At 64.7% G+C, this 25,223-nt stretch carries 20 protein-coding genes; 6 read left to right on the plus strand and 14 right to left on the minus strand.

From position 1 onward, the window contains the following. Positions 1–17: 17 nt before the first annotated feature. Complete coding sequence (locus C8J26_RS02680) at positions 18–455, minus strand: DUF3291 domain-containing protein (RefSeq protein ID WP_107956602.1); 438 nt, start codon at positions 453–455, stop codon at positions 18–20. Between the two features lie 1,030 nt (positions 456–1,485). On the opposite strand from C8J26_RS02680, the gene C8J26_RS02685 reads away from it, so the two are divergent. Further along, the gene (locus C8J26_RS02685) at positions 1,486–2,316 is read left to right on the plus strand and encodes a 23S rRNA (adenine(2030)-N(6))-methyltransferase RlmJ (RefSeq protein WP_107956603.1); all 831 of its coding nucleotides are present in this window, start codon (positions 1,486–1,488) and stop codon (positions 2,314–2,316) included. A gap of 1,188 nt (positions 2,317–3,504) precedes the next feature. Here the strand turns inward: C8J26_RS02685 and katG are convergent. From katG to C8J26_RS02735, 10 genes are all read right to left on the minus strand, one after another. Further along, positions 3,505–5,730: a catalase/peroxidase HPI gene (gene katG, locus C8J26_RS02690; RefSeq protein ID WP_107956604.1), complete on the minus strand. Its 2,226-nt coding sequence runs from the start codon at positions 5,728–5,730 to the stop codon at positions 3,505–3,507. Between the two features lie 246 nt (positions 5,731–5,976). Then, on the minus strand, positions 5,977–6,255 hold the full coding sequence (locus C8J26_RS02695) for a hypothetical protein (RefSeq protein WP_107956605.1): 279 nt from the start codon (positions 6,253–6,255) through the stop codon (positions 5,977–5,979). 70 nt (positions 6,256–6,325) lie between these two features. Then, on the minus strand, positions 6,326–6,829 hold the full coding sequence (locus tag C8J26_RS02700; RefSeq protein ID WP_107956606.1) for a ferritin-like domain-containing protein: 504 nt from the start codon (positions 6,827–6,829) through the stop codon (positions 6,326–6,328). An 84-nt stretch (positions 6,830–6,913) separates the two neighbouring features. Beyond that, positions 6,914–7,378, minus strand: coding sequence for a hypothetical protein (locus tag C8J26_RS02705; protein ID WP_146168760.1), 465 nt, complete (start codon positions 7,376–7,378; stop codon positions 6,914–6,916). Between the two features lie 81 nt (positions 7,379–7,459). Next, positions 7,460–8,632 (minus strand): zinc-dependent alcohol dehydrogenase, encoded by a 1,173-nt coding sequence (locus tag C8J26_RS02710; protein ID WP_056412523.1) that lies wholly within the window; start codon positions 8,630–8,632, stop codon positions 7,460–7,462. A gap of 546 nt (positions 8,633–9,178) precedes the next feature. Continuing rightward, positions 9,179–9,409 (minus strand): DUF3253 domain-containing protein, encoded by a 231-nt coding sequence (locus C8J26_RS02715; RefSeq protein ID WP_107956608.1) that lies wholly within the window; start codon positions 9,407–9,409, stop codon positions 9,179–9,181. Between the two features lie 69 nt (positions 9,410–9,478). Then, positions 9,479–10,468 carry a phospholipase C/P1 nuclease family protein gene (locus C8J26_RS02720; RefSeq protein WP_107956609.1) on the minus strand — a complete coding sequence of 330 codons (990 nt, stop codon included), beginning with the start codon at positions 10,466–10,468 and terminating at the stop codon, positions 9,479–9,481. 17 nt (positions 10,469–10,485) lie between these two features. Continuing rightward, complete coding sequence (locus C8J26_RS02725; RefSeq protein ID WP_107956610.1) at positions 10,486–11,667, minus strand: YdcF family protein; 1,182 nt, start codon at positions 11,665–11,667, stop codon at positions 10,486–10,488. Further along, positions 11,664–14,183, minus strand: a complete 2,520-nt coding sequence (locus C8J26_RS02730) for a TonB-dependent receptor (RefSeq protein WP_107956611.1) — start codon at positions 14,181–14,183, stop codon at positions 11,664–11,666. The genes C8J26_RS02725 and C8J26_RS02730 overlap by 4 nt, the downstream gene beginning before the upstream one ends. Positions 14,184–14,335: 152 nt before the next feature. Next, complete coding sequence (locus C8J26_RS02735; RefSeq protein ID WP_208631308.1) at positions 14,336–15,331, minus strand: glycosylasparaginase; 996 nt, start codon at positions 15,329–15,331, stop codon at positions 14,336–14,338. A gap of 217 nt (positions 15,332–15,548) precedes the next feature. Between C8J26_RS02735 and C8J26_RS02740 the strand changes: the two genes are divergently transcribed. Further along, complete coding sequence (locus tag C8J26_RS02740) at positions 15,549–18,638, plus strand: TonB-dependent receptor plug domain-containing protein (RefSeq protein ID WP_107956613.1); 3,090 nt, start codon at positions 15,549–15,551, stop codon at positions 18,636–18,638. Positions 18,639–18,775: 137 nt separating this feature from the next. Further along, a complete protein-coding gene (locus tag C8J26_RS02745; RefSeq protein WP_107956614.1) occupies positions 18,776–18,985 on the plus strand; it encodes a hypothetical protein in 210 nt (69 codons plus the stop codon). Between the two features lie 120 nt (positions 18,986–19,105). On the opposite strand, the gene C8J26_RS02750 is transcribed toward C8J26_RS02745, so the two are convergent. Then, complete coding sequence (locus C8J26_RS02750) at positions 19,106–19,375, minus strand: hypothetical protein (RefSeq protein WP_056412501.1); 270 nt, start codon at positions 19,373–19,375, stop codon at positions 19,106–19,108. Between the two features lie 193 nt (positions 19,376–19,568). Between C8J26_RS02750 and C8J26_RS02755 the strand changes: the two genes are divergently transcribed. The 3 genes from C8J26_RS02755 to C8J26_RS02760 all read left to right on the plus strand — a co-directional run bounded on the left by C8J26_RS02755 (position 19,569) and on the right by C8J26_RS02760 (position 22,540). Continuing rightward, complete coding sequence (locus tag C8J26_RS02755) at positions 19,569–20,801, plus strand: hypothetical protein (RefSeq protein ID WP_146168761.1); 1,233 nt, start codon at positions 19,569–19,571, stop codon at positions 20,799–20,801. A gap of 216 nt (positions 20,802–21,017) precedes the next feature. Further along, positions 21,018–21,374 carry a hypothetical protein gene (locus C8J26_RS20020; protein WP_146168762.1) on the plus strand — a complete coding sequence of 119 codons (357 nt, stop codon included), beginning with the start codon at positions 21,018–21,020 and terminating at the stop codon, positions 21,372–21,374. Positions 21,375–21,682: 308 nt separating this feature from the next. Next, complete coding sequence (locus C8J26_RS02760) at positions 21,683–22,540, plus strand: serine hydrolase (RefSeq protein ID WP_082445063.1); 858 nt, start codon at positions 21,683–21,685, stop codon at positions 22,538–22,540. Positions 22,541–22,686: 146 nt separating this feature from the next. Here C8J26_RS02760 and C8J26_RS02765 read toward each other — a convergent pair whose 3' ends face one another. Together C8J26_RS02765 and C8J26_RS02770 are read right to left on the minus strand one after the other, a co-directional pair. Further along, positions 22,687–24,180: a tryptophan halogenase family protein gene (locus C8J26_RS02765; protein WP_107956616.1), complete on the minus strand. Its 1,494-nt coding sequence runs from the start codon at positions 24,178–24,180 to the stop codon at positions 22,687–22,689. A 9-nt stretch (positions 24,181–24,189) separates the two neighbouring features. Next, entirely contained in the window at positions 24,190–25,221 is a 1,032-nt protein-coding gene (locus C8J26_RS02770) for a cupin-like domain-containing protein (protein WP_107957031.1), read from the minus strand. Between the last annotated feature and the right edge of the window lie 2 nt (positions 25,222–25,223).

Consider the following 25,223-nt stretch of genomic DNA (forward strand, 5'->3'; position numbering starts at 1 on the left):
GAACGTTCGTGTGTGAGTCAGGCCTGTTCAGTCGGCTTGATTGGAACGGCCCCAGTTGTTCGAGGAGCATCGTAGAGAAGATCGCGATGGTTCGGGCTTGGATTGAGAACCTTGGAAGGCCGCCCTTCCATTCTCATTCTACGGTCCGCTTCCAGCCAATCAGGCGTGACCGCGCTATCCTGAGTCCAGTGGACGACGCTGGCTTCATCGCACCAGTCCAGCAGCTTTGGCATGGCCTTTAAATGCGCCCCGCTGGTCATGTAGCCGCGCATGGCGGCTTGATCCCGCCAGAGGGTGGCGGTCCAAAATACGCGTTTCCGGTCGGCAAGCAGGGAGCCGTCGATAAAACCGTCCGCCCGTTTGGTCTGCCTTCCGGTCCATATCGTATGGACCAGGAACTGCGGCATAAACCGAAGCGAGCGGATGCGCAGCCGGGTGATGCTGACAAAAGTCATTGGTCTGGCATCGGCTGAAACAGCGCTTTACTCAAGTCTAAGTTCAACAAGCGGTCTCGCTCTGAAAGCGGCTGAACAGGGATCGACGTCTGTGCTCGGGTCATCTCGGCTGTCGGTCCTCTCAAAATATCCTCGAGACGTACCGGGATTATATCGATCAAAGTCGCAGAACCCCTCAGGGGAGGGGAGGGTGGTGCCCATGGCGAGAGGCCAGATCACCACTCCGTCCGCATTGAACAGGAATATCTCGCCTACGCTGATTTCTTCGTCCACGGTGCTGGGCGAAGCATAGTATTCGAGGACGATCAGCTCCCTGGCTCCCTTGACCGGGAATGCCAGATTTGCCGTATAGAATTTCCGATCAACACGCTTGGCCGCTACTATTTACCGTCTTCTAATTTGGCCGCCCCCGGATTTAGATCCTTATTGGGAAAGCGGCAGTGCTGCGCAACGTCGGCCATTACCATCCGCCCGAACAGCCGGGTCGGATTGCTCTCCAATCACGACGTTTATGGCTGAATATCAGACGTCGAAAGCGGTGAGCGCGGAGCTAAGGGAACGTCAGAGCTTCCGAATGTCTGGGTTTGGGTCTTGGGAACCTGACGCCCCCGGGCAGTTTCGCCCGGTGCTTAAACCCATTTGGTTTTTCACGATCCTAATGGCGACGATGCTCGCCGCGCCACCGAACAGTTTTTCCCGCACTGGTGATCTGGGTAATGCGTGCTGGAGCGGGGTATGCGCACGCGGGATCGACGGTCAAGGGCTCGACCGGCGGTCGTATGGGGGTGACGTTCGGCTGGTGAAGCTGGCTGGCGAGCGGTGGCGAACCACCGCTTGCCAAAGGCGCAGTCCTCGCGTCTTTGCCGCTGGTGACGATCGCTGGCGCAGGCTCGACGCCTCGCACAGAAGTGCGTTGAAGATTTCTGCCCGAGTTTATACTGGCACCGGATCGGTTACTTCGGTCGCCTCGCGCTCGGCAACCGCGCCCAGCCGCACGCATGAAGGTAGATCGTCAGGATTTCGGGTCGCAATGAATTATCGCCATTCCTTTCATGCCGGCAATAGTGCCGATGTCGTCAAGCACAGCCTATTGATCGCCCTCGTGCGGGCCTTGCAGCAAAAACCGGGTGCGCTGACGCTGATCGACACGCATGCGGGCTGCGGGCTGTACGATCTTGATGGCGACGACTCCCAACGCACCGGCGAGTCCACACAGGGCGTGCTGCGGGCCTTTGCGGACCCGAACCCGTTGCTGGACGACTATCGCGCCGCTGTGCAGGCCGTGAATATCGGGGCCGAGCCGCGCTTATACCCTGGCTCGCCGCGGTTTCTGGCGCAGCTTTTGCGCCCGCAGGATCTCCTGATCCTCAACGAAAAACACCCCCGGGACGCCTATACCCTGCGCGGCGTGATGCGCGACACAGCCGCTGCCGTGCATGAGCGCGACGCCTACGAGCTTTGGCTGGCGATGCTGCCGACCCGAACCGCGCGCGGCGTGGTGGTGGTCGACCCGCCGTACGAGCAGACGGACGAACGCGCGCGTATCACCGCGACCCTCGCTGCCGCCCACCGCAAATGGGCGCATGGCGTGACGGTGATCTGGTATCCGCTGAAAGACCGCGCCACGCATACGCGGTGGAAGGAGCAGTTACGCAAGCTGCGCATCCCGAAAGTGATGGGGGTGGAGCACTGGCTGTACGACGATGACCAGCCCGGCATCTATAATGGCGCAGGCCTTTTCATCGTCAACCCGCCCTACGCCTTCACGCAGGCGCTGCCGCCCCTGCTGGAAGCCCTGCGCGCCGTGCTGGCGCCGGAGGAGCATAGGGGCGAGATCACAACCGAGTGGCTGGGCGATTAGGCTCAACCTGCACTGCCACCTTCTTCCGAAGGAGGCCTTCGCGTGCTTCAGGTTTGGAACTCGTCATCTCGCGAAATTGACGCTGCCCGCACCGAGTGCGGGTTCCGCGTCGTGGCGGGAGTCGAACGATTATCTCTCAACTATGACGACCGCTCCGACCGACCTCGATGTGCTGCTGACCCTGTTCAGCGACGCCGCTACACGAATGACCTTTCGCGCCGCTGCAGTCGATACCTCGCGGGGGAGGTCATGCGGGGAATGGCGGACAAGAAACGCGGCAACGCGATCTACGCCAACGACATCGCTGCAATCGCGCCTGTGTCGCTGAACGACAGGATCGATGCGCAGAACGCCAACGATGTGCCGATCGCGAGCAACGATGCCATTCGCGGCTTGTACCGTCCCGTAACCATGCTGGTCATAGTCGTGGGCAACGAAAAGGCCGATTCAACACGGGCCCTGATCGATAAGTGGTTCGGGGGCTGGAGGCGTACGCAGCTTACATTTTGCCGAGCGCGATCGCCTCCATTGTGTCGGCGTGATCACATTCGTCCGGTCAGCTTCTCGGCGCTTGCCAAGGGCGTCAGACGGCATTGGCGACAGTGGTCATGCCGATGCCGGTCCCATGGACCTTGCAAATTACGTTTGTCATGCGCTTGCCGATGGGCGCTACCTGATCCCGCCTGAGGCGATGCTTCGCTACGCTGGCATAACGTTTTCCCAAATCAGCGCACAGGCCGTAAGCAGATGGTGGCGCGCGCAATGCGGTGGCTGCGATCGGGGTGGCAGCGGGAGGATCAACGGGAACCTCTACCTGTAAATGACTTTGACAGGTCTGTGTTTGCTCGAGAGGGCGAGCGCTTTCGCTCGGTCCAGCCGTCAACTGTGTGCCAACGCTCTTCAGGGATAGCGTGAGACGTGCCTTTCCCCACCATCACGATCCGTCAGCTCAGCTGTTTCGTCGCTGGCTGAAGCGAGCAGTCTTACGCCGGCCGCCGAGTATAAGCGGGTTCCCCGGCCATGACCCTCGCAAGAGATCCGCACGCTGCAAACCATTCTTAGTGCAGCCCTCTTTTCGAGGCCGAGTATCTCCGTCGCGCAGGCGCCGATGCGCCTGGGTTGCGGCTACGCCGTGCCCGTCCGGACCCATGCCCGGACCAACACGGCGTATCCGCGTTTAGCCTAGCCTCAGGTCGCCTGGTTGGACGACACAGGCTTGGCCGTAACGTCGAAACGGTCGGCGTTCATGACCTTGACCCACGCACGGATGAAGTCGCGAACGAACTTCTGCTCGTGGCCGTTCTCGGCATAGACTTCGGCCGTCGCGCGCAGCTGCGAGTTGGAGCCGAAGATCAGGTCGGTACGGGTCGCCTGCCACTTCTTCTCGCGACCACCACGATCGTAGCCGATGAACTTCTCGTCGCTCGACGTGTCGACCAGATCCCAGAACGTGTCGTTGTCGAGCAGGTTGACGAAGAAGTCGTTGGTCAGCTGCCCCGGACGCTCGGTGAGTACGCCGTCGGGCGCGTCGCCGAAGTTTGCGCCGAGTACGCGCAGGCCACCGACCAGCACGGTCATCTCCGGCGCGGACAGCCCGAGCAGCGAAGCCTTGTCGAGCAGCAGCTCCTCGGTCTTCACCGGGTGACGCGTCTTCAGGTAATTGCGGAACCCGTCGGCCTGCGGCTCCATCCACACGAAGCTTTCGACATCGGTCCAGTCCTGCGTTGCGTCACCGCGTCCGCCGAGGAACGGTACCGATACGTCGTGGCCGGCGTCGCGTGCCGCCTTCTCGACCGCCGCCGAACCCGCCAGCACGATCGCGTCGGCCAACGACATATCGCCGCGCAGTTCGTTCAGCTTGGCCAGTACGAGGCTGAGCTGCTCGGGCTCGTTGACCGGCCAGTCCTTCTGCGGGGCGAGCGCGATACGCGCACCGTTCGCACCACCGCGGTGGTCCGATCGGCGATAACTCGACGCCGACGCCCAGGCGGTCTTGACCAGCTGGCCGATCGTCAGCCCGCTCGACAGCACGGCGTCCTTGAACGCAGCGACGGCGGCGTCCGACGGCGCCGTGCCTTCGGGAACCGGATCCTGCCAGATCAGCGTCTCTTCCGGAACCTCAGGCCCGAGGTAACGAACCCGGGGGCCCATGTCGCGGTGCGTCAGCTTGAACCAGGCGCGCGCGAACGCGTCGTCGAGTGCCGACTGATCGTCGCGGAAGCGGAGTGCGATCTCGCGGAACTCGGGGTCCACCTTCAACGCCATGTCGGCCGTCGTCATCATCGTCGGCACGCGCTTGCTGGGGTCACGCGCGTCGGGTGCCATGTCCTCCGGCTCCGGGTTGACCGGCTGCCACTGCTTCGCGCCGGCCGGGCTTTCGGTCAGCTCATACTCATATTTGAACAGCAGCCGCAGATAGTCGCCGGTCCACTTGGTCGGGTTGTTCGACCACGCACCCTCGATGCCCGAGGTCGTGATATGGCCCTGGCCAATCTCTTCGCTGTCGGTCAGCCAGCCAAGGCCCTGCATGTGAACCGATTCCGAGGACGGGCTCTTGAAGTGCGGCGCGGCCTTCGCGCCATGCGCCTTGCCGAAGGCATGGCCGCCCGCGGTCAGCGCGACGGTCTCCTCGGAGTTCATCGCCATCCGCTGGAAGGTCGCCTTCATGTCGCGTGCGGACTTCAGCGCGTCGGGCTCACCGCCCGGACCCTCGGGATTGACGTAGATGAGACCCATCTGGATCGCCGCCAGCGGGCCTTCGAGCTCGGGCATGTCCTCGCTGATGCGAGTCTGCGCGCCCTCGTTGACCCAGAGTTCCTCTGCGCCCCAGAACGTGTCGCCCTCGGACGCGAACACGTCCTTGCGGCCGCCGGCGAAGCCGAACACCGGTCCACCCATGCTCTCGATCGCGACGTTGCCGGCGAGGATGAACAGATCGGCCCAGCTGATGTTCTTGCCGTACTTCTGCTTGAGCGGCCACAACAGGCGACGCGCCTTGTCGAGGTTGCCGTTGTCCGGCCACGAGTTGAGCGGCTCGAACCGCTGCTGACCCGACGACGACCCGCCACGGCCATCGGTGACCCGGTAGGTGCCGGCGGCGTGCCACGCCATGCGGATCATGAAGGGGCCATAGTGACCGTAATCGGCAGGCCACCAGGCCTTGCTGTCGGTCATCAGCGCCGTCAGGTCTGCCTTGAGCGCGGCATAGTCGAGCTGCTGGAACGCCTCGGCATAGTCATATTCGTCGCCCATCGGGTCGGGGGAGACGCCGTGCTGGTGCAGCATGTCGATCGGCAGCGCATCGGGCCACCAATCCTTGTTCGTACGACCCAGCAACGAGCGGGCCTTCACCTCGCCGCCACCCTGCGGACCCATGGGGCAACCGCTGCTCTTGGGCTGTTCGTAATCGGCCATCTTGGCGTCCTCTCTCAATGAGTCTTACCGTTATGTCCTACGATGCCGGATGTGCGTGACATTTGTCCAATCGATTATCCGGGGTGGATCGATCATGTCACTCGATCACAAGGCGGCAGCGCCAACGGCCGTTTCTCAACTGAAAAGACTGGGCCGGGCAATCGCCGGGCGACTAGCCGGCTCTGCGATGCACCCCTTGTCCTGGGCCGTCACCGACAGCGGCACCGCATCGCTCCGCACCGATATCTACAGTTCCGCGGTTTTGACCTCGGCGATTTCGGTGTTGGAAAGACCCGGCGTTTCCTCGCGCAAGAAGCGTAGAAGGTCGCTGATCTCCTTTGGGCCGAACCTCAGGTCGATAGCATCCATCTGGATGGACACGGATCGTTGCCGGTCTGCCGAAAACTCGGCGACGATATCGATGCACTCTTCCAGCGTGCCCTGTCCTACCACGCCCGTTGCCGTGTCATCGGACGGTTCCGCGTTATGGATCGTAGCTGGCTCGCTCAGCGGATAAGTCGTCATTATGGGGCGCTTCCGTCGTCTAGCTGGATCGATATCGCTCGCCGACGTGACGCCGGCGAGCGATGCATCGTTATGCGTCCTCGGCGTCGATGTTGACGCTCGTCTCGGCAAGCTTCGTCATATATTCGTCGCCGCCATAGATGTCCTTGGTCGCCGCACTCAGCGTCTTGTGGTCATCCTTGAGACCCAGCGCCTTGGCATAGGCAGCCGCCGTGCCGAAGCCGGCGATCCCGTAATGAGTCATCCGCTGATACTGCGCGATGATCATGACATCGAGCAGCGGACCCTTTTCCGGTCCCTCCTCGAGGACATGCTTGGTGGCTTCGGCGACGAGGCCTTCCATGCCCTTGCAATGCTCCTTCGAGACCTTCGCGTCGTTTGATGCGATCAGGTCTTTCAGCAGATCGGTATGCTTTTCGATATCCGCCTGCGACTTGGTCAGCATGTCCTTCAGCGACGCGTCGCTCGCCTTCGACGTGATCTTCTTCAGAACCTTCTTCATCTGGTCGTTGGCGGACCACAGATCCTTCAGCTCGTCGGTGTAGATGTCCTGGAGATCTTCGGGTGCAGACATGGGATCGTCCTTATGCGGTCACCAGGCAGAATGCGCAGTGACTGGAGGTGGGGTATGACGGTGCAGTAGCGCGGTCCGTCGCCGTCAGCCGGCACCGGGCTGCTTCTGCTCGTCCTCGTATCGCGCGTCGGTGCCGATCTTGCCGTTGGCCTCGGCCTCGGCGATCCCCGACGTCTCGACGACCTCGATCGTGCGGCCTTCGCCGGTGATCGCATGGGGTTCGCGGTCGGCATCCGGGTCGTCGGCGATCGTCGTGCGGTCACCGCCGCCCGAACCGGCGACGCCGTTGCCGGTGCTGCCACCGTCTTCGCCGGCCTGGCCGCCACCGTGATAGGCGATGTCGGTCTGACCGCCATGCGCCATGAAGCCGGTGTTGGTCTCGGTCTTGCCCGCATGGGGGTTGGGATAGGCGCCGCCGCCGCTCTCGCCCCGGTCGCTGCGGCCATGAACGTCGGCGCCGTCATTGCCGCGGGGCCCGCCCAAAACTCCATCCGGTGCACCCTTGCTCGCTGGGTTGCCGGGAACCGGGGTATGAACCGTGTCACGCATCGGTACGTCCTTTTGACTGTAGTGGATCAAGAGGATGCCGCCCCGGTCCGCTCGGCAGGAGCGGACCGGGGCGGGCAGGGGTTACGGCCGCAGCACGACCTTGATGACGCCGTCCTGCTTGTCGCGGAACTTCTGGTACATCTCGGGCGCGTCCTCGAGGCTGGCCGGGTGAGTCACCACGAAGCTCGGATCGATGTCGCCGGCCTCGATCCGCGCAAGCAGCGGCTTGGTATAGGCCTGGACGTGCGTCTGCCCGGTCTTGATCGTCAGGCCCTTGTTCATCATCGCGCCGATCGGGATCTTGTCGCCCATCCCGACATAGACGCCGGGGATCGACACCGTGCCGCCCATCCGGCAGCTCATGATCGCCTCGCGCAGCACGTGCACGCGGTCGGTCGCGAGGAACGTCGCCGCCTTCACCTTGTCGATCACCGCATCGACGGCGCCGTGCCCGGACGCCTCGGCACCCACCGCGTCGATGCAGCTGTCGGGGCCGCGACCCTTGGTGCGGAACTGGAGCTCGTCATAGACGCTGTCGACCTCGGCGAAGTTGATCGTCTCCGCACCGCCGGCCTCGGCCATCGCCAGACGCTCGGGCACTTCGTCGATCGCGATCACGCGGCCCGCGCCGAGCATCAGCGCCGAGCGGATCGCGAACTGGCCGACCGGGCCGCAGCCCCAGATCGCCACGGTGTCGCCCTCCTCGATGTTCGCATTCTCGGCAGCCATATAGCCGGTCGGGAAGATGTCGGAGAGGAACAGCGCCTGATCGTCGGTGACGTTGTCGGGCACCTTGATCGGGCCGATATCGGCCATCGGCACGCGCAGATACTCGGCCTGGCCACCGCAATAGCCGCCCAGCATGTGGCTGAACCCGAACAGCCCGGCGGGCGAATGGCCCATCGCCTTGATCGCGAGTTCGGCATTCGGATTGGTCCGCTCGCACGCAGAGAACAGTCCCTTGCGACAGAAGAAGCAATCGCCACAGCTGATCGTGAACGGAACGACGACTCGGTCGCCGATCTTCAGATTGGTGACTTCCGACCCGAGTGCGACGACGACGCCCATATTCTCGTGCCCGAGGATGTCGCCCGGCTTCATCGTCGGCTGGTAGCCGTCAAGCAAATGAAGGTCGGACCCGCAGATCGCGCAGGCCGAAACCTTGATGATCGCGTCGCGCGGATGCTGGATCTCGGGATCCGCGACAGTGTCGACCCGAACATCGCCTTTTCCATGCCAAACCAGTGCACGCATCAGAAGTCTCCGTCTTAGAAATTACAGTAATTGGCGCAAGCGCGGCAAATCTTTTGCCACAGGCAAGATTAGAAAACCCCGAAAACGTCGGGCAGTCCTCGATACTCTTGTGCAGCGTCGCCGTCATCTTCCAGCCGACACATCTTCGTGCTGTGACGGTCGGTGTGGGCGTTTCCTGGGGAGTATAGCGATTCTAACGCCAAAAACGTTCCTATCGAACGCCGTTATCCATCGCTTTATATTTCGGATTGATGCGGATCAGTGCTGATCGATGTGAGCAAAAAATCCGAAACGAATGAATAAAAATCATAGATCGTAGTGACTTGTTGATCTCAACTGCGCTGAATATCGTTGCTGCTCTATCTACGATGTTATCGAAATCAGGGCCATTATCGTCGAGATCGGCGACAGGCACGCCTCCCTGTCTCGACGGCGTTCGCTCTGTTTCGGTAGATTGATTCGCGTCGGCACCAAGACGGCACGTGCCCGCGGTCAGCGCCCGCCTCGAGCGTCGCGGCGTCGATGCGTCAGGAGCAGGGCCTGGCCTCAGTCGTTACAGCGGATCCTGTACGGTCCTGATCGCGCTCCAAGCGGCTGCCCCTTCCAGCTGAGCCGTACGAGTCCGTCGCCGACCAGCTCGTCTATCGCGGCGTGGACCGCGGGCATCGCGCCGCGCCAATCCTCCGCGATCGCGCGAGCCACCTCGCTCGGGCATATCGTCGCGCCCGGTGCGCGGCGTTCCAGTAGCGACAGCGTCACGGCCTTGGCATCGATCATTCAGGCTGCGTCGGCTCCGCACGCCAATCGGTCAAGCGATTGGCTGACGGATTTGCGGGCTCAGGATGATCAGTCCGCCGCCGACCCCGTTTCGGCGTTGAACCGCGGGTTCGCGAAATCGATCGGGGAGGGGCGTATCTCGGCGGGCGTGGTCGCGCTCTCGGTCCAGGCGCGGCAGAGCATGTCGCGGAGCATCGCCGCACCGGCGGTCGTCTGCGTGTAGACCAGCGCGCGCACGTCCTTGTCGGTGAAATCGGCGAACCCGTTCCGCTTCTCGAGGGCGTAGACGCGTTCCATCTTGTCGCCGGCGTTGTCGAGAAAGGCGAGGATCGCGTCGAACATGTCGCCGTCGCGGTGCCCCGGCGCGCCGATCCGCGGCGTGATATCGGCGGCGGTCAGTTTCATCCCGTCGACGAAACGGCTCTCGAACCGGCCGTGGATCGACTTGTCGGTGGTGTAGCCCTTCGGATTGGGCCCACGCCAGCCATCGCTGTTGACAGAGTCGTGCAGAGGCTGCGCGCCGTCGCCGATATAATGGCCAAGGCGGATGACGTCGAAGCCGCAGTGCTGTTCGGCGAACGCGCTGTCGCGGCCAGCCTGCTTTGCAGCGCGTACGTCGCGCATGCAGACCACGATCCGCTCATACGCCTCGATCGCAGCATAAGGCAGCGTCCCGGTCCAGCGCACGTTGGTGCGCGCCGCGGTGGCGGGGTCGGTGCGCTTGATCTTCTCATGCTGTTTGAAGACCGCGATGACGAATTCATAGCGGGAGCGGGGGATCGGTTTCAGGAAGGTGAACTGCTCGCGGAACCAGCCATGGTTCGGATCCTCCTCGATCTTCGAGAAATTCTCGGACGCGTTACGCCACGCGTCGGGCAGCGACGCCGACCCGGCGATATAGTCGACCTGGCGACGCAGGAAGACCGGGCCGTCGTCAGGGATGGACTCGATCGCGGCGCGGTCGATCACGGCATGCGCGGTGCCACCCCAGGCCTGCGCCGAGGTGGGGATCAGGGTCATGGCAAGACCGGCGATCGTGGCGAGCAGGGCAGGGCGCATCACAGGCTCCAGACGGATCAGGGATCGAGGGGGTCGCGCGGATCGACGCGCAGGGACAGTGGCGAAGGGCGGAACTCGAGCTCGGTCGGCGACACCCGCCGGCCGACTTGCCCGGGAGCATAGCCCAGTTCGGCCACATTGCGTTGCGCGAACGCGGCGCTGGCGATCGTCTCGCTCTGGCCCGGATTGCAGACGATCACCGCATCCTTGTCGAGCGGCGCGCCCAGCGCGACGAGCAGGCGCGTGGCGTTGCGCAAATTGGTCGTGGTGTGGCGGGCATAGGGTTCGACGACGATCGCGTCCGCCGGCACGCCGTAGCGGTCGATCAACGCGGACCGCATCTGCTCGGCTTCGGTAAAGCGGGTCGCGCGGGGATGCGCGCGTCCGCCGGTGACGATGATGACCGCGATATCGCCGCGCGCATAGCGCTCCGCGGCGAGGCGGATATGGTATTTCCCGAGCGGGCTGAGCGCGGCGTCGGGTGTCTCCGGCCCGACGCCGGTGACGATCATCGCGCTGTAGCGCCACCGCGTCCAATCGAGTGACCGCGCGCGCTTCACGGGCGCGGCATTCAGTCCAGCCATCAGCGGATCGAACCCGATCGCATCGGTGCGGTCGCTGACGTCGAGCAGTGCCAGCGCGAAGTCCATGCTGGTATCGAGCGCCTGTATCGATCGTGCGCGCGGCGTGCGCGACAGCCAGTCGGCGGCCTGCAGTCGCGTACGGACCTCCATCGGGTCGATCGGGCCTGCCCCATCGATCTGGGGGTATCGCGGCAGCTGGCCAAGGCCATAGGTGCGCAGCACGGTGTTGATCCCCTCGATCTCCCGCCTGGCCTGTGCCGCGCTGCCGTCGTCGGCGGACGACGTACCTTCCGGTACTGCCGCGGCGAGGACCGCGGTCTCGGACTGGGTCCAGACCAGGGCCTGCGCGATGCAGCCCAAATCGTCGGTGCACGCGGCCCGCCGCTCGGCCCGCGTCGCCAGCATCGCCGCGACACCCGGTTTCGCCTTTAGCTGTGCCACCCCGCCCGGATCCGTGCCGATCGCGTCGAGCAGCGGGAACAGCCGGTGCGACAAGGCGCCGATGACCCGGTCGCTGACCGGGCCCGCTTGCGCCCGAGCGACGACCGGCGCGGCACTGGCCGGCGTGCCCGCTAAGAAGACGATCGCGGCGGCAAGCGCAAACCCGGACCTCACCAGGATTTGCCCACGACGAGACGGACATTCCGGCCGAAGATCGGACGGCCGTAGATCGCTTCGGAACTGCCCTGACCACTCAACTGATCGGTCCGCGTATTGCCCTCGGTCAGGCCATGCGCGTTGAACAGATTGTCGCCGACCACCTGCACCTGCCACGTGCCATGGCGCACCGTCACGCCGGCGCCCGTCGTGCCATAGGCCGGCAGCGCGGTATTGTTGTACAGGTCGACGAAGCGCTTCCCCATATAGGTATAGCGGCCATAGACCGACACCGCGTTGTCGCCGAGATCAAAGTCGAAGCTCGGGCGGATGTTGCCGTAGATCTTGGGCTGCCGAACGATCTGCTTGCCCTCCGCCTGGACGGGATCGGCGCCGGTCGAGCTCTGGAAGTTCTTGTACTTGGGATCGCTGATCGTCAGCGCGCCGTTGAGCGAGAACCATGAGGTCAGCGCGAGCGATCCGTCGAATTCGACACCCTTGACCTGCGCTTCGCCGATAAAGGGGATGTTGACGTCGTTGCGCCCGGTCGACGGGTCGAACGCGAGGAACGAGGCGTTGAGCGGATCGAAATTGGTGTAGAAACCGGTGACGTACAGATAGGACCGGCCCGCCGCCAGCTTCAGCCCGGCCTCATATTGATCGGCGATCGTGGTCAGGATCGTCGGGTTGATGCTCATCACGGTCTGCACGCTCGGCGGCGTCTCGAGATGCGAGGCGCGACCATAGACGCCGATGTGCCGGTTGAAGTCGTAATTGGCGCCCGCGGTCCAGTTCGTGACGTGCGGCTTGCCCGTCTGGTTGATGATGTTGCCCGTAAACGCGCGCGTCGTGTCGTCGGCCAGCGTCGCGCCGTTGCCGAGATCGGCCTGCCCGGTCAGCGCGGCATAGCCCGTGTAGCTGTAGCGCTCATGGCGGATGCCCGCGTCGAACCGCAGCCCGGGGAGGAGTTCCCAGGTGTCGTTGGCGAACAGCGCGATCATCTTCGCATCGGAATTGCCGCGCGTCAGCGTCGCGGCATAGTTGAGCACGCCATTATCGGTGACGGACCCGATGCGCGTCCCGGCGGCGTTATAGGCGACCAGGTCGAGCGTCCGCGGCTTGCCCGCCACCTCGATCAGGTAATTCTGGTAGATCGTCCGGCTGTCCTCGCCGTAAAGGCTGCCATATACGCCGAGCTTGAGATCGTGGCTGCCGAAGCCGGTTTCGAATTTCTTGGCGACCGACAGGTTGACCTGGTTCGAATAGAATTTCGAGTGGATGTCGCGGTACTGCCCCTGCAGGACGAGTCCGGAGGCGGCATAGGGGTCGTAGACCGTGTCGGTGCCCGCGAGCACATAGCCGAGCGACGCGACGGGTCCGAACGCGGACGTCGCGCGCGCCCGATAGCCACTGGCGAAGCTGTTCGCATCGACCGGGTTGGTGGTCGAGTAGAAGGCGTTGAAATCCAGCTTGCCCATGGTGAACCCGGCCTTTGCCGACACCAGCCAGCCATCGAACTCCGCGTCATATTGCGTGCCGATGTTGATCATCCGCATGTGGCGGCCATCGGCAAGGTCGCTCGCCTGGTTCTGGACCACGCCCGCGCCATCGCGGTAGCGCAGGTTGACGTTGCGCAGCGCCGGCGAGTTCATCGTGCCCGAGAAATAGTCGATGTAGCGATCGAGCGAGACCGCCGGATTGCGCGGGTCGGCGGTCGGGATCGGCAGGTAGAACACGTTGTGATCGTTGACGTAGTTGACGCTGAGCCGGAGCGAGCCGTTGTCGAGATCGTGCTTGATATTGGCGCGGAACTGGCCGCCCTTGTCGTTGGGAAAGCCGTTGTCGCGATAGCCGTCGTGATAGCGCACAAAGCCTCCGACCGCGTAATAGGTCTTGCCGCCGAGGGGCCCGGACTGGACGATGTCGGCGCGGTAGAGACCGGTGTCGCCGATCGTCACCTGCGCCTTGCCGCGCACCTCGTCGCGCCCCGTCACCTCGATCGCGTTGACGATCGCGCCCGAATAGCTGGCATAGACAGGGGCGGGGCCGCCGCGGACGACCTCGACCCGCTCGGTCATCAGATCGGGCTTCAGGATCGCATCGCCGCGGAAGAACACGCCGTCATTCTCGTGGAACAGCGGCAGGCCGTCCTGCTGGAAACTGACGAAGCCGCCATCGTTCGGCAGGCCGCGGATTCGGTAGATGTTCTGCACTTCGCCGCCGGTGATCTCGGTCTGGAAGCCGGGCAGCTGGCCGATCAGGTCGGCGAAGTTGACCGGGGCGATCTTCTCGATGTCGGCCTGCGAGACGACGTTGATCGCATAGGACGCATCGAAGCGGCGTTGCGCGCGAGTCGAGCCGGTGACGATGACGTCCCCCTTGCTCTCCTCCGGCGCTGCGGACTGGCCGCTTGCCGGAGCGGGATCGGCCGCCGTCGCCGAAGCCCCATCGGTCGCCTGCGCTCGAGCCGGCATGGCGAAGGCGGCGGACATTGCGAGAAACGCGGTGCCGGTCGCGAGAACGGATTTGAGCATGGGCCCCCCAGAAGCGCTACGCCGCCGAAGCGGCCATCACGGTCCCGTTGGTGTCCAAATGTTACAGCTTGAATTATCGGACCAAAAAAATACCAATTTCGCCAGGGCGCCAATTCCGAAGACGCGGCCGAGACCGGCCTTGCGCGCCAATATTACGCCTGAAAGAGCGAGCGTGCCTTGCGTATCGATGTCGTTCCGCTCGCATCGGTCACGGCATAGGTAAAACCGGGCAGCAGGCAGTAGGCGCCGACATTGCCGTGCGGGTCGAGCGCGAGGAAGCCGACCTGGACGCCCCGGATCGCGTCGCCGCGCAATTTGGCGATGTGGCGGACGACGTCTTCGCACGCCTTTTGCGGGGTGGCTCCGGCGCGCATCGACGCGACGACGCGCGCCGATCCGGCAACGCGGGTCACTTCCTCGCCAAGCCCGGTCGATGTCGCGCCGCCGACGCCGGCCTTGACGTACAGACCCGAGCCGACCTGCGGCGAATCGCCGACGCGGCCGCGCATCTTGAACGCCATGCCGGACGTCGTGCACGCCCCCGCCATGCGGCCGTCGAGCGTGCGCGCGAGCAAGCCGATCGTGTCGTGATCGAGCGCACCGCCGGGCGTACGGGTGATACGGTTCTCGCTATTGGCCTCGGGCTGGTACTTCGAGGTCTTGAGCCAGTCGCGCCACGCCTTTTCCGCTTCGGGGGTGAGCAGCTTTTCCTGCGGAAACCCCTGCTCGCGCGCGAACGTCGTCGCGCCTTCGCCGACCAGCATCGTGTGCGGCGTCCGCTCCATCACCCGCCGCGCGACCGAGATCGCGTGCGTCGTATTCTCCAGCGCCGCGACCGCGCCGACGCCGCCGGCATCGTCCATGATGACCGCGTCGAGCGTGACGTGCCCGTCGCGGTCGGGATAGCCCGAATAGCCGACGCTGTGGTTGTTCGGATCGGCCTCCGGCACCATGCCGCCTGCCTCTACCGCGTCGATCAGCGATCCGCCTGCGCGCATCCTGGCAAAGGCGGCGGCGTTCGCGGCGGCACCGAAATCCCAGGTGGACAGGATGATCGCGCCGGCGGCCGCCGGGGTGGAACGCTGCGCGGCGCGCGCGAGGCCCGCGGCAAAGGGCAGTGCGCCAAGGCCGCTCAGCGCCGCCAGCATGGACCGTCTCGTCGTCACAGTTTGATTCCCCGTCCGAATGTCCACCGACGCTATCGCAGCGATCGCCAGGGCACCAGTTATAACGCGATCCCGTAACATCTCATCGCGAATGTATTAGATAGGTATTGTTCGGGTATTGACTAATATGACAAATCAACGAAACCTGCCGTCCGAACCGGTCAAGGCGTCAGGGCGCAGCCGGGTAAGGGATAATCATATGATCTTCGACCAGACTGTGTCGCGTATCGCTCTTGCGGGATCGCTGCTGTTTTGTGCGGTCCCCGCGATGGCGCAGGATGGCGCGGCTGATCCGGCGCAGGCTCCGGGGCAGGCACCGGCCCAGGCTCCGGCACAAACACCGGCGCAGGCCAAGGTCGAGGCGGACGCCGCGACCGCGCTTGCCGGACCCGATCGTGCGCCCGCGTCGGACGACACGGTCGTCGTGACCGGATCGCGCATCCAGCGCCCGAACATGACGTCGGCCGCGCCGATCACGTCGGTGACTTCGCAGGACATTCGCGCGCAGGCGGCGGTCAATGTCGAGGACGTGCTCAACCGCCTCCCGCAGGTCGCGCCCGACAGCCAGCAGACCTATGCCGATTCCGACGGTCGCCAGCGCATCAAGCTGCGCAGCCTCGGGTTCGAGCGGACTTTGGTGCTGATCGACGGCAAGCGCATCGGCACGCAGAACGGCCAGGACGTCGGCATCATCCCGCCCTCGCTGCTCGAGCGGGTCGACGTGCTGACCGGCGGCGCCTCGTCGGTCTACGGATCGGACGCGGTCGCGGGCGTCGTCAACTTCGTCCTCAAGAAGGATTTCGAAGGCCTTCAGATCGACGGCAACTATAATTTCTACAACCACAACAACAAGGACACGGTCGTGTCGTCGCTGGCGCGCGCGAACGGGTTCAACAGCGCGCGGGGGCTGTCGAACGACGGCGGCCGCGCCGACATCACCGTCACCGCTGGCAAGAAGCTGTTCGACGGCGCGCTGCGCATCAACGGCTTCGTCAATTACAAGCACACCGATGAAGTGCTGCTGTCGGACCGGTCGAACTCGGGCTGCTACCTCACCCAGACGAGCCTCAACGCGCCCATCTCGTGCGGCCTGACGCCGAGCAGCTCGACCAGCGGCCTGATTTCGCCGCTCGACAGCAAGGGCGTCGCGACCGGGCAATATGTCAACAACCCCAACGGGACGCGCACCTTCGTGCCGTACGGTCCGGGCGCCGGCAACGCGTCGAACTATTTCAGCAACTATGCCTATCAGCGGCCGTCGGAGCGGGTCAACGCGGGCGGCTTCGTCAGCCTCGACATCGCGCCGGACGCGGAGCTCTACGCCTCGGGCATCTGGTTCCGCGACAAGTCGTCCAACCGCTATCCCGGGATTGCCGGCGGTCAGGTGGACGTCAACTGCAACAATCCGTTCCTCTCGGCATCGCAGGCGGGCACGATCTGCGGCGCGGCGGCCGGCACCGCCGCGACCGCGCCGATCGACATTCGCTACCGCCTCGGCGAGAACAACGATCAGGCCGATCAGTATCTGAACAAAGGCCTGCGCCTCACCGGCGGCTTGCGCGGCAAGGCCGGCGATGCGTGGACCTACGATGTCGGCGGCGTCTATGCGCGCAACAGCCAGGACTACACGCCGACCTTCGTCAACCAGGCCAACCTGCAGAATGCGATCAACGTCGGCGGCACGCGCGCCGCGCCGACCTGCGCCACCACCACCGATGCCGCGTGCGTGCCGTTCGATGCGTTCAGCGCGGGCAACACCAATCCGGCGCTGATCGACTATCTGTTCGACCGCGGTACGTCGAAGACCGTCGGCACGCTGTACGACGTGCAGGCCAACGTCACCGGCGACCTCGGCAAATACGGCATCAAGTCGCCGTTCGCCGAGCAGGGCGTCGCGATCGCGCTCGGCACCGAATATCGCAAGGACACGCTGAAATCGACCGCCGACGCGGCCTATCGTGCCGGGCTGGGCGGCACCGACACCTATCTCAAGCAGGACGTCTGGGAAGCCAATATCGAGGTGCAGGCGCCGCTCGTCGAGCATAAGCGCTTCGTCGACCTGCTGCAGGCGAACGGCGGCTACCGCGTGTCAAAGTACAGCAGCAATCCGAGCACCTTCAACACCTGGAAGATCGAAGGGCTCTACGCACCGGTCAGCGACCTGACGTTCCGCGCGTCGTTCAACAAGGCGCAGCGCGCGCCGACGGTGACGGAGATCCGGCAGGCGACCAACGTCGAATTCGCGCGCGGCGGTTCGGGCACGATCAACGATTTCTGCGCGCCGACCGTCACCACCGACGCGAACGGCGGCATCACCTATGGCGCGCCGGTCGCCTCGCGCGACGTGTGCCGCGCGACCGGCCTGTCCGACGCGCTGTACGGCAGCCCGACGCTGATCTGTCCGGGCGATGCCTCGACCGGCGCGACCGGGTGCACCGTGCGGTCGGGTGGCTTCACCGCCGAGCCCGAGACCGCCTATACGCAGACCTACGGCCTGATCGTGAAGCCGCATTTCATTCGCGGGCTGGTCTTCTCGGTCGATCGTTACCGGATCAAGATCAACGATTCGCTCGGCTATAACGATTACAGCTATTATACCGATGGCTGCCAGCGTTCGAACGGCGATGCGTTCTTCTGCCAGGGCATCGTCCGCAACCCGGGCACCGGCACGCTCTACTCGCCGGCATCGGGCAACCCGACCACGGGCTATATTCGCCAGGGTACGACCAATTATTACACCTCGATCGCGCAGGGCTGGGATTTCCAGGCCCAATATGCGCTCGACCTCGCGGCAGCGGGCAAGATCGACTGGAGCTTCAACGGCTCGCTGACGACCTTTGCCGGCGGTCAGGATTCGCCGGTCCAGCCCGAGCGCAACTGCGTGGGCTATTACGGCAATGGCTGCGGGCAGCTGATCCCGAAATGGTCGCACGGCCTGCGCACGACCTATACGACGATGGACAAGGTGTTCAGCGCGTCGTTCAACTGGCGCTATGTCGGCTCGCTCACCAATGCCGACAATTCGGGCGATCCGGCGATCGGCGGTACGCCCGAGCGCGAACGCACGAGCTATTACCACATCGCACCGCAGAGCTATTTCGACCTCGCGCTCAACTTCGCGATCGACAAGGCGTTCTCGCTGCGGCTGATCGCGAACAACCTGCTCGACAAGAGCCCGCCGATCGTGCCGGACTCGTACAATGTGGCGCTCGCGCGCACCAACACGATCCCCTCGCGCTACGACTCGCTTGGCCGCAACATCGCAATCGGCGCCACCGTCCGCTTCTGACGCGTACTGCAAGACTTGGAGGGCTCGCCGGCGACGGCGGGCCCTTTTTCGTGTCGGCGTGTCGCGCGCAGCACGGATTCGCTTTTTGATGCCGTGCCACATTGACCCGAAGGAGCATCGAAGGCCATCAGCGGGTCATGACCAAGAGCAAGGGACGTACCGGCGCGCATGCACGTGCCAATATCCAGCCGCCGCCGACACCCGTCGAAGTGGACGCGGCCAAGCGCGAGGTGGCGCAGATCGAGGGGCGTCTTGCCGGCCTGGCGTCCGGGCATCCGTCGGTGAAAATCTGGAAGTCCCGCCTACGGCTGGCCCAGGCCGTGCTCGCGCGGGCGCCGTCCAGCTGAGACGTCGGCCGCGCTCCGCGTGCGCGCCGGACGCAAAAAGGGCATCCGAGTCGCCCCGGATGCCCCAATTATACAGGCCGCTCGGAAGCCGCCTGACTGAACGTCTAAGACCGCAGGGTCTTAGATGCCGTTCGACAGATTGGTATCCGCGTCGTTGGTGCGCATGTCGTCAGCCTGGTTCTGACCGGTCGCGCGCACGGCGTCGGCCTTGTTCTCGAGCGTTGCTTCTGCTGCTTCGTTGCCCGTGGCGTCGGCAGCGTCTTCGAGGTTGTCGGCGACGGCTTCGGTGTTCGACTCGATCTTGTCAGCAGCCTGCTCGCGCGGGCTGGTGTTGCAGGCTGCGAGCGAGAGCAGACCGGTAGCGACGGCGACGGCGAAAATTTTCTTCATGATCAACCCTTTTCGTGGTGGCGTACGGATACACGAGCACGGTTCGAATTCAACGCCTATCCGACGGATGGGGTATGGCTGGTGAGCGGAGCGCCGAGTCTTGGGCCGGTGTACTTCGTTCGTTTCGGTTGCGACTCCAGCGCGCACGCGGCGTGGCCTGCGCTATCATCTCCCCCATAGCGGGAGGACAGCGATGAGTCGGAGCACACAGCCCAATGATGGCTTGACGGGATTGCGGCCGGTCGTGACGCCGCCCCCATTTGGCGTCATGCCCAATGCGGCGCATCAGGATGCGCTCGGCTTCATGAAAGCGGACACGTTCGCGCTCGCGGTCGTCGAGTTTGACGACCAGGGCCGCTGCTACGATCGCGCGCAGCTCGACAAGGTGTCGGACCGAGTCGAAACCATGCGGACCGGGCGCGAGGACGTCATCCTGCTGTTGTTCGTTCACGGCTGGAAGCATGACGCGCGCAGCGACGACCCGAACCTGTCGTCATTTCGCGTGGTGCTGGCGCAGACCGCGGCCTATGAACGATCATCGGCCGCCGCCGCCGGCGGTGCGCCGCGCCCGGTGATGGGGATCTTCGTCGGCTGGCGCGGCCTGACGGCCTATGGCCCCGGCGACATCGTCGCCGATACGGCCTTCTGGGGACGCCAGGCCGCCGGGCACCGGGTCGCGGTTGGCTCGGTGCGCGAATTATTCGGTCGCCTGCGCCATTATCGCAACTCGCGCCTCAAGAATGGCGGTGCGCCGCTGCTGGTCATCGCCGGGCACAGTTTCGGCGGCATGATCGTCTATTCGGCGCTCGCCCAGTCGCTGATCGAATCCGCGTCAGCACCGGTCGAGACGGTCATCGCTGCTTTTGCCGACCTGGTCGTGCTCGCAAATCCGGCCATCGAGGGGGCGCGCTACCTGCCGATTTACGACCTGGTCTCCAGCTCGGCGTTCAAGGGGCGCACGAACGTGCAATTGCCGGTCTTCGTCTGTGTTCAGGCGACCAACGACCAGCCGGTCGGGACGTTCTTTCCGATCGGCAACTTCGCGAACCGGCTTGAGGAAGCAACGATCGGCGGGCTCGAGGAGCGCTGCGTGACTCACGCGATCGGTTTCATCGACGAATTCCGCACGCACAAGATCGCCGGACCTGATGGCAACGCCCCGTTCGTGCTCACGCCCCCGCAAATCGAGCAGGCCGATCCGTTCTGGGTCGTCGCTGCGGCAAAGGCGGTGATCGACGGGCACAGCGGCATCTGGCAGGCGCCGTTCCTGTCATTCCTCAAGGCGCTGGTCTTCCAACAGGTCGCCCGCTCGCAAGCGACGACCATCGCTGCAGCCTCTTTGAACGACGCCATCGTCGCCAGGAGTGAGAAGGAGCCGGGCACCGGCGGCAATCTCGCCGATTTCGCGAAGGAAATCGGGCTCTGAGGCTTACGCTGGACTTGGTTGCGCCGGCTTTCTGCTCCCCCTCGGGGGCGAGGCCGGCAGTCTGGCCCGATGTGTCACGTCGCTGCATCTGCGGCCGGTGCTCGTGAGCAGGTCTTCGCCAAATTGGGTCGGAACCGCGCTGGCCGCCAGCAGGAGTAGTGTTTAGCTATTGTATGCGAAGGTGTATGTCTCGCCGGCCTGTATTGGAGAACGGATGTGAAGATCATTCTCACCGCATTGATTGCGATGTGTGCAACATCGCCGTCCTATGCCCAGACCTCACCTTACCAGGGCTCGCCCACGCCCACGCTAAGCCCGTCGTTGATCCCTTCGCCAGAAGCGGGAACACGCGCCGTTGATCACCTGTCGGGTCGAAGCTCGCTCGAGACGCCGACGATGCGCGGGCAGAAGCGTGACCAGGCACTGGCGTTGCGGGAAGAGGCGTTGAAACTGCAAGCGCAGGACGGCGGGACGCTGTCCGAAGACCATAAGCGCTACATTCAGCGCAAGTCTGCCGCAATACTGTCCTCTACCAATACCCGGGTACCCGGGGTGTTTCAGTCCGTACGGTAGACCGCAAGGGAACGCTTTTCCACGACGTCGCTATGCAACCTCCAATCCGATCCACTGCTGCCCAAGATGCGGATGGGCTGAAGGCGAGCAAGCCAATGCAATCGGGTGTCTTCCAACCGCCCGGCGGTCAAGGACCGGAACGAGCCGCATGGCTGGCTCGGGCGTCTTGCTCGCGAACTTGCCGCGCGGTACCTACAGCCGTCCTGGCGAGCCGCGGCCGTTTGGACTTTATCGGCATGTGACACGAAGTGTTCAGGCTTGCGCACTATGATAAGCGTGTCCCTGAAGGACACACCCAAGGACGATCGATGCGCGTGCCCCTGCTTACCCGTCTGCTTCTGTCCAGTATCGCCGCGAGCCTCCTCGTCCCGGCACCCGCGGCCGCCAGCTCGCCCGAGCTGATCGGGCTCGAGCGCGAGCTGAGCAAGCTGATCGCGGCGCGCTCTGGTGACTATGGCATCGCGGCGCTCGACCTGCGCGACGGCTCGACGGTCTCCATCAACGGCGACACCCCGTTCCCGATGGCGAGCACGGTCAAGATCGCCATCGCCGCCGCCTATCTCGCCGAGGTCGATCAAGCCCGACGCAGCCTCGGCGACATGATTGCCGGCCGGCCCGCGGCGAAAGTCATGGAGCTGATGATCATCCGCAGCGACAACCAGGCAACCGACCAGTTGCTCGCCGCGCTTGGCGGCCCCGTCGCGATCCAGCGGTGGCTGTCGTCGCAGAATATACCGGGCATCCGGATGGACCGGAGCATCGCCCAGTTGCTTCGGGAGCGCGGCCACCTTGCCGACATCAAGGATGTTGCCACGCCGATTGCCATGGTCACGCTGTTGAACAAGCTCGATAACGGTACCGTTCTCACCCCGCAGAGCCGCGCCTTCCTGCTCGGACTGATGGGCCGATGCGCGACGGGAACCCGCCGGATCCGCGCGCTGCTTCCCGCAGGCACCCGGGTCGAGGACAAGACGGGCACGCTGGACGGTATCACGAATGATGTGGGGTTTATCACCATGCCCGATGGCCGCCGCGTGGCGATCGCGGTGTTCGCGCGCGGTGGACGCGATCGGCAGCCCGTCATCGCCGAAGTCGCGCGCGTGATCTACAACCGCTTTGCGGACGGCGTTCGCAACGCGCTCGCAATCTTCATGCAGATGCGCTGATCTGGGTTTAGCGGAGCGTCGCGCCGGCAATCCGGAGCGCGGGTGGACCATGCGCGGCTCCTGACTCTCAGGGGCCGCCGCGTAGCGAAGTCGGACGCCCCGACTGATCCGTGCCCGCTCACGGCATTCGGGCCGATCGATCGGATCTACGCGGCGCGCGGCGGTCTCAGAAGGTGGCGATCAAGAAACTTCTGGTGCGTCGGCATGGCTGCAACGACGTCGCTGATGTCTCCGCGCATCTTGGCGAGCACGCCGGCGAGTTGCGGCCCACCCATGATCGTGCCCAGGCGGTGGTGATCGCGTGGCATCAGCCGCTGGCCGAGCATCACTTGCACCCAGCTGGCGACGCGGAACAGGTCCTCACCGCCCTGATAGGCCTGCGCGGCTTCGGCGAACAGCGCGATGCGTTCGACCAGCGTGTCGGGGATCGGCATGTCCCGGCGCGCCGCCCAGAAGGGCTCGGGCCGTTCGTTCAGGTGATAATGCAGGATGATGAAGTCGCGCACGCGCTCCAGCTCGGCCTGCGCCTGCTCGTTGAAGCGAGTCACCGCCGCGGGTGCGACGCCGCCGAATGGAAACGCCTGCATCAGCCGCGTCACGCCGGTCATGACCAAGTGGATGCTGGTCGATTCGAGCGGCTCGACGAACCCGCTGGCCAGGCTGAGCGCGACGCAGTTCCCCATCCACACCTGCCGCCGCCGACCGGTGCGGAAGCGGATCAGTCGCGGTTCGGTCAGCGGCGCACCGTCGATCGTGCCGAGCAGCCGGGCATGCGCTTCGTCGTCGGATAGATGCTCGCTGGCATAGACCAGCCCATTGCCCACGCGGTGCTGCAACGGAATCCGCCAGCGCCAGCCTGCGTCGTGCGCGATCGCGCGCGTGTAGGGATGCGCCGGGCCGGTCGCCGCGCTCTGCACCGCCAGCGCGCTGTTGGTGGGCAGCCAGTGTGACCAGTCCTCATACCCGGCGGCATAGGTGCTCTCGATCAGCAGCCCGCGAAACCCGGTGCAGTCGATGAACAGGTCACCCTCGACGCGCTCGCCCGAGTCGAGGACGAGCGCGCGGATGAACCCGGTCTCGCCGTCGCGATCGACGCTGGCGATGCGTCCCTCGATCCGTTTCAGCCCGTTCGCCTCGCTGCGCGCGCGCAGGAAGCGGGCGTAAAGGCCGGCATCGAGGTGATAGGCGTAGTTGATCTCGCCTTCGCTGGGGAGCGCGAACCGCTCCGCCTTGGCCGCCTGAAGCTCGAGGCAATAGTCGCCGATCTCACTCGCATCGCCCGCGGCTTTGGCGGCAAGCCAGAAATGGTGGAAGTCGCCCATCCAGGTCGATTTGCCGAGGTCGCCGAACGAATGGATGTAGCGATCGCCGTCGCGCGCCCAATTCTCGAACGAAATGCCTAGCTTGAACGTGGCTTGCGTCGCGCGCATGAATTCGCGCTCGTCCAGGCCCAGGATCGCGTGGAAGGAACGCATCGTCGGGATCGTCGCTTCGCCGACGCCGATTGTGCCGATCTCCTCGGATTCGACCAATGTGATGTCGAGCAACTGCCCCAATTGCCGCGACAGCGCGGCGGCGGCGAGCCAGCCTGCGGTGCCGCCGCCGGCGATGACCACTTTCTTGACGCGCTGCTCGGTCATGATCGGCTCCTATCGATTGATGCGCTGGAGAATTTTGGCGCGCAACCGCCGCGCCGACATCGCATCGAGCGGCGCGAGCTCGCCTTGTGCAGGCTCGGGCAGGTGCGCCCGGGCCTGGTCCGCGGGACCGAAGACATAATGGTCGAACATCGCGCGCCATGCCTGCTTCTCGTGATCGGGCCGGTCGCGCAGCGACAACAGGCCGTGGAGCAGCGTGTTCATCGGCGTATCCATGAACCGCGGCACCGCGTTCCACCAATAGTTGATCATCACGTTGAACGCGTCCAGCGCCTCGACATTGTGCCACCAGAGTGCCGGGTAGAGCAGCACGTCGCCGGGCTCGAGTTCGGCGACTTCCGCGTGCGCCAGCGCCTCGACGAAGCGCGGGTAGCGGTCGAGATCGGGGGCGCGGAGGTCGACCATGCTGACGACCTGTCCGCCCGGCGTCGGCTCGAGCGGTCCGGGATAGAGATTGGCGACCTGCTCCGGCGGGAACAGTGTGAAGCGCCGCCGGCCGACGAGGCAGCACGCCAGGTTGTTCGACATGTCGTAATGCGTCGAGGCGATCGTACGATTGCCGATCCAGATGCTGACCAGCGGGGGGTGCTCGGCGAGCTGCGGGTCGCCGAACGGCAACGCCGCCTGCGCGCGCAGGCCTGGCAGATACAGATCGATGTCGGTCGAGCCGATATAGATGGTGGGCGCATCCGGATCGTCGAGGGTGGCGAGGAGCTGATCGAGATAGCCGGACAGCAACCCGCTCTCCCGCCTGAAGTTCAGCGCCGTGCAATCGTCGGCATAGCCGAAGCGGCCGCCGATCGCCGGATCGCCCCGATACGCGGTGACCGGACGTCCCCCGTCGAACTGCTTGAGCCACGTCATTGCGGGCGCGGCGCCTTCCAGCCCGACCGCCACCAGCGGCAGGTCGCGCGCGATCCCGCGCAGGATCACCGGGCGGCCGTCGGCGACCAGATCGGCGACAGGCACGCTGGCCGCGTCCGCGCCTTCGATCACACGCGTGCGGCGCGTGATACCCGCCATCA

The sequence above is a fragment of the Sphingomonas aurantiaca genome, assembly GCF_003050705.1.
Classification (GTDB): Bacteria; Pseudomonadota; Alphaproteobacteria; order Sphingomonadales; family Sphingomonadaceae; genus Sphingomonas; species Sphingomonas aurantiaca.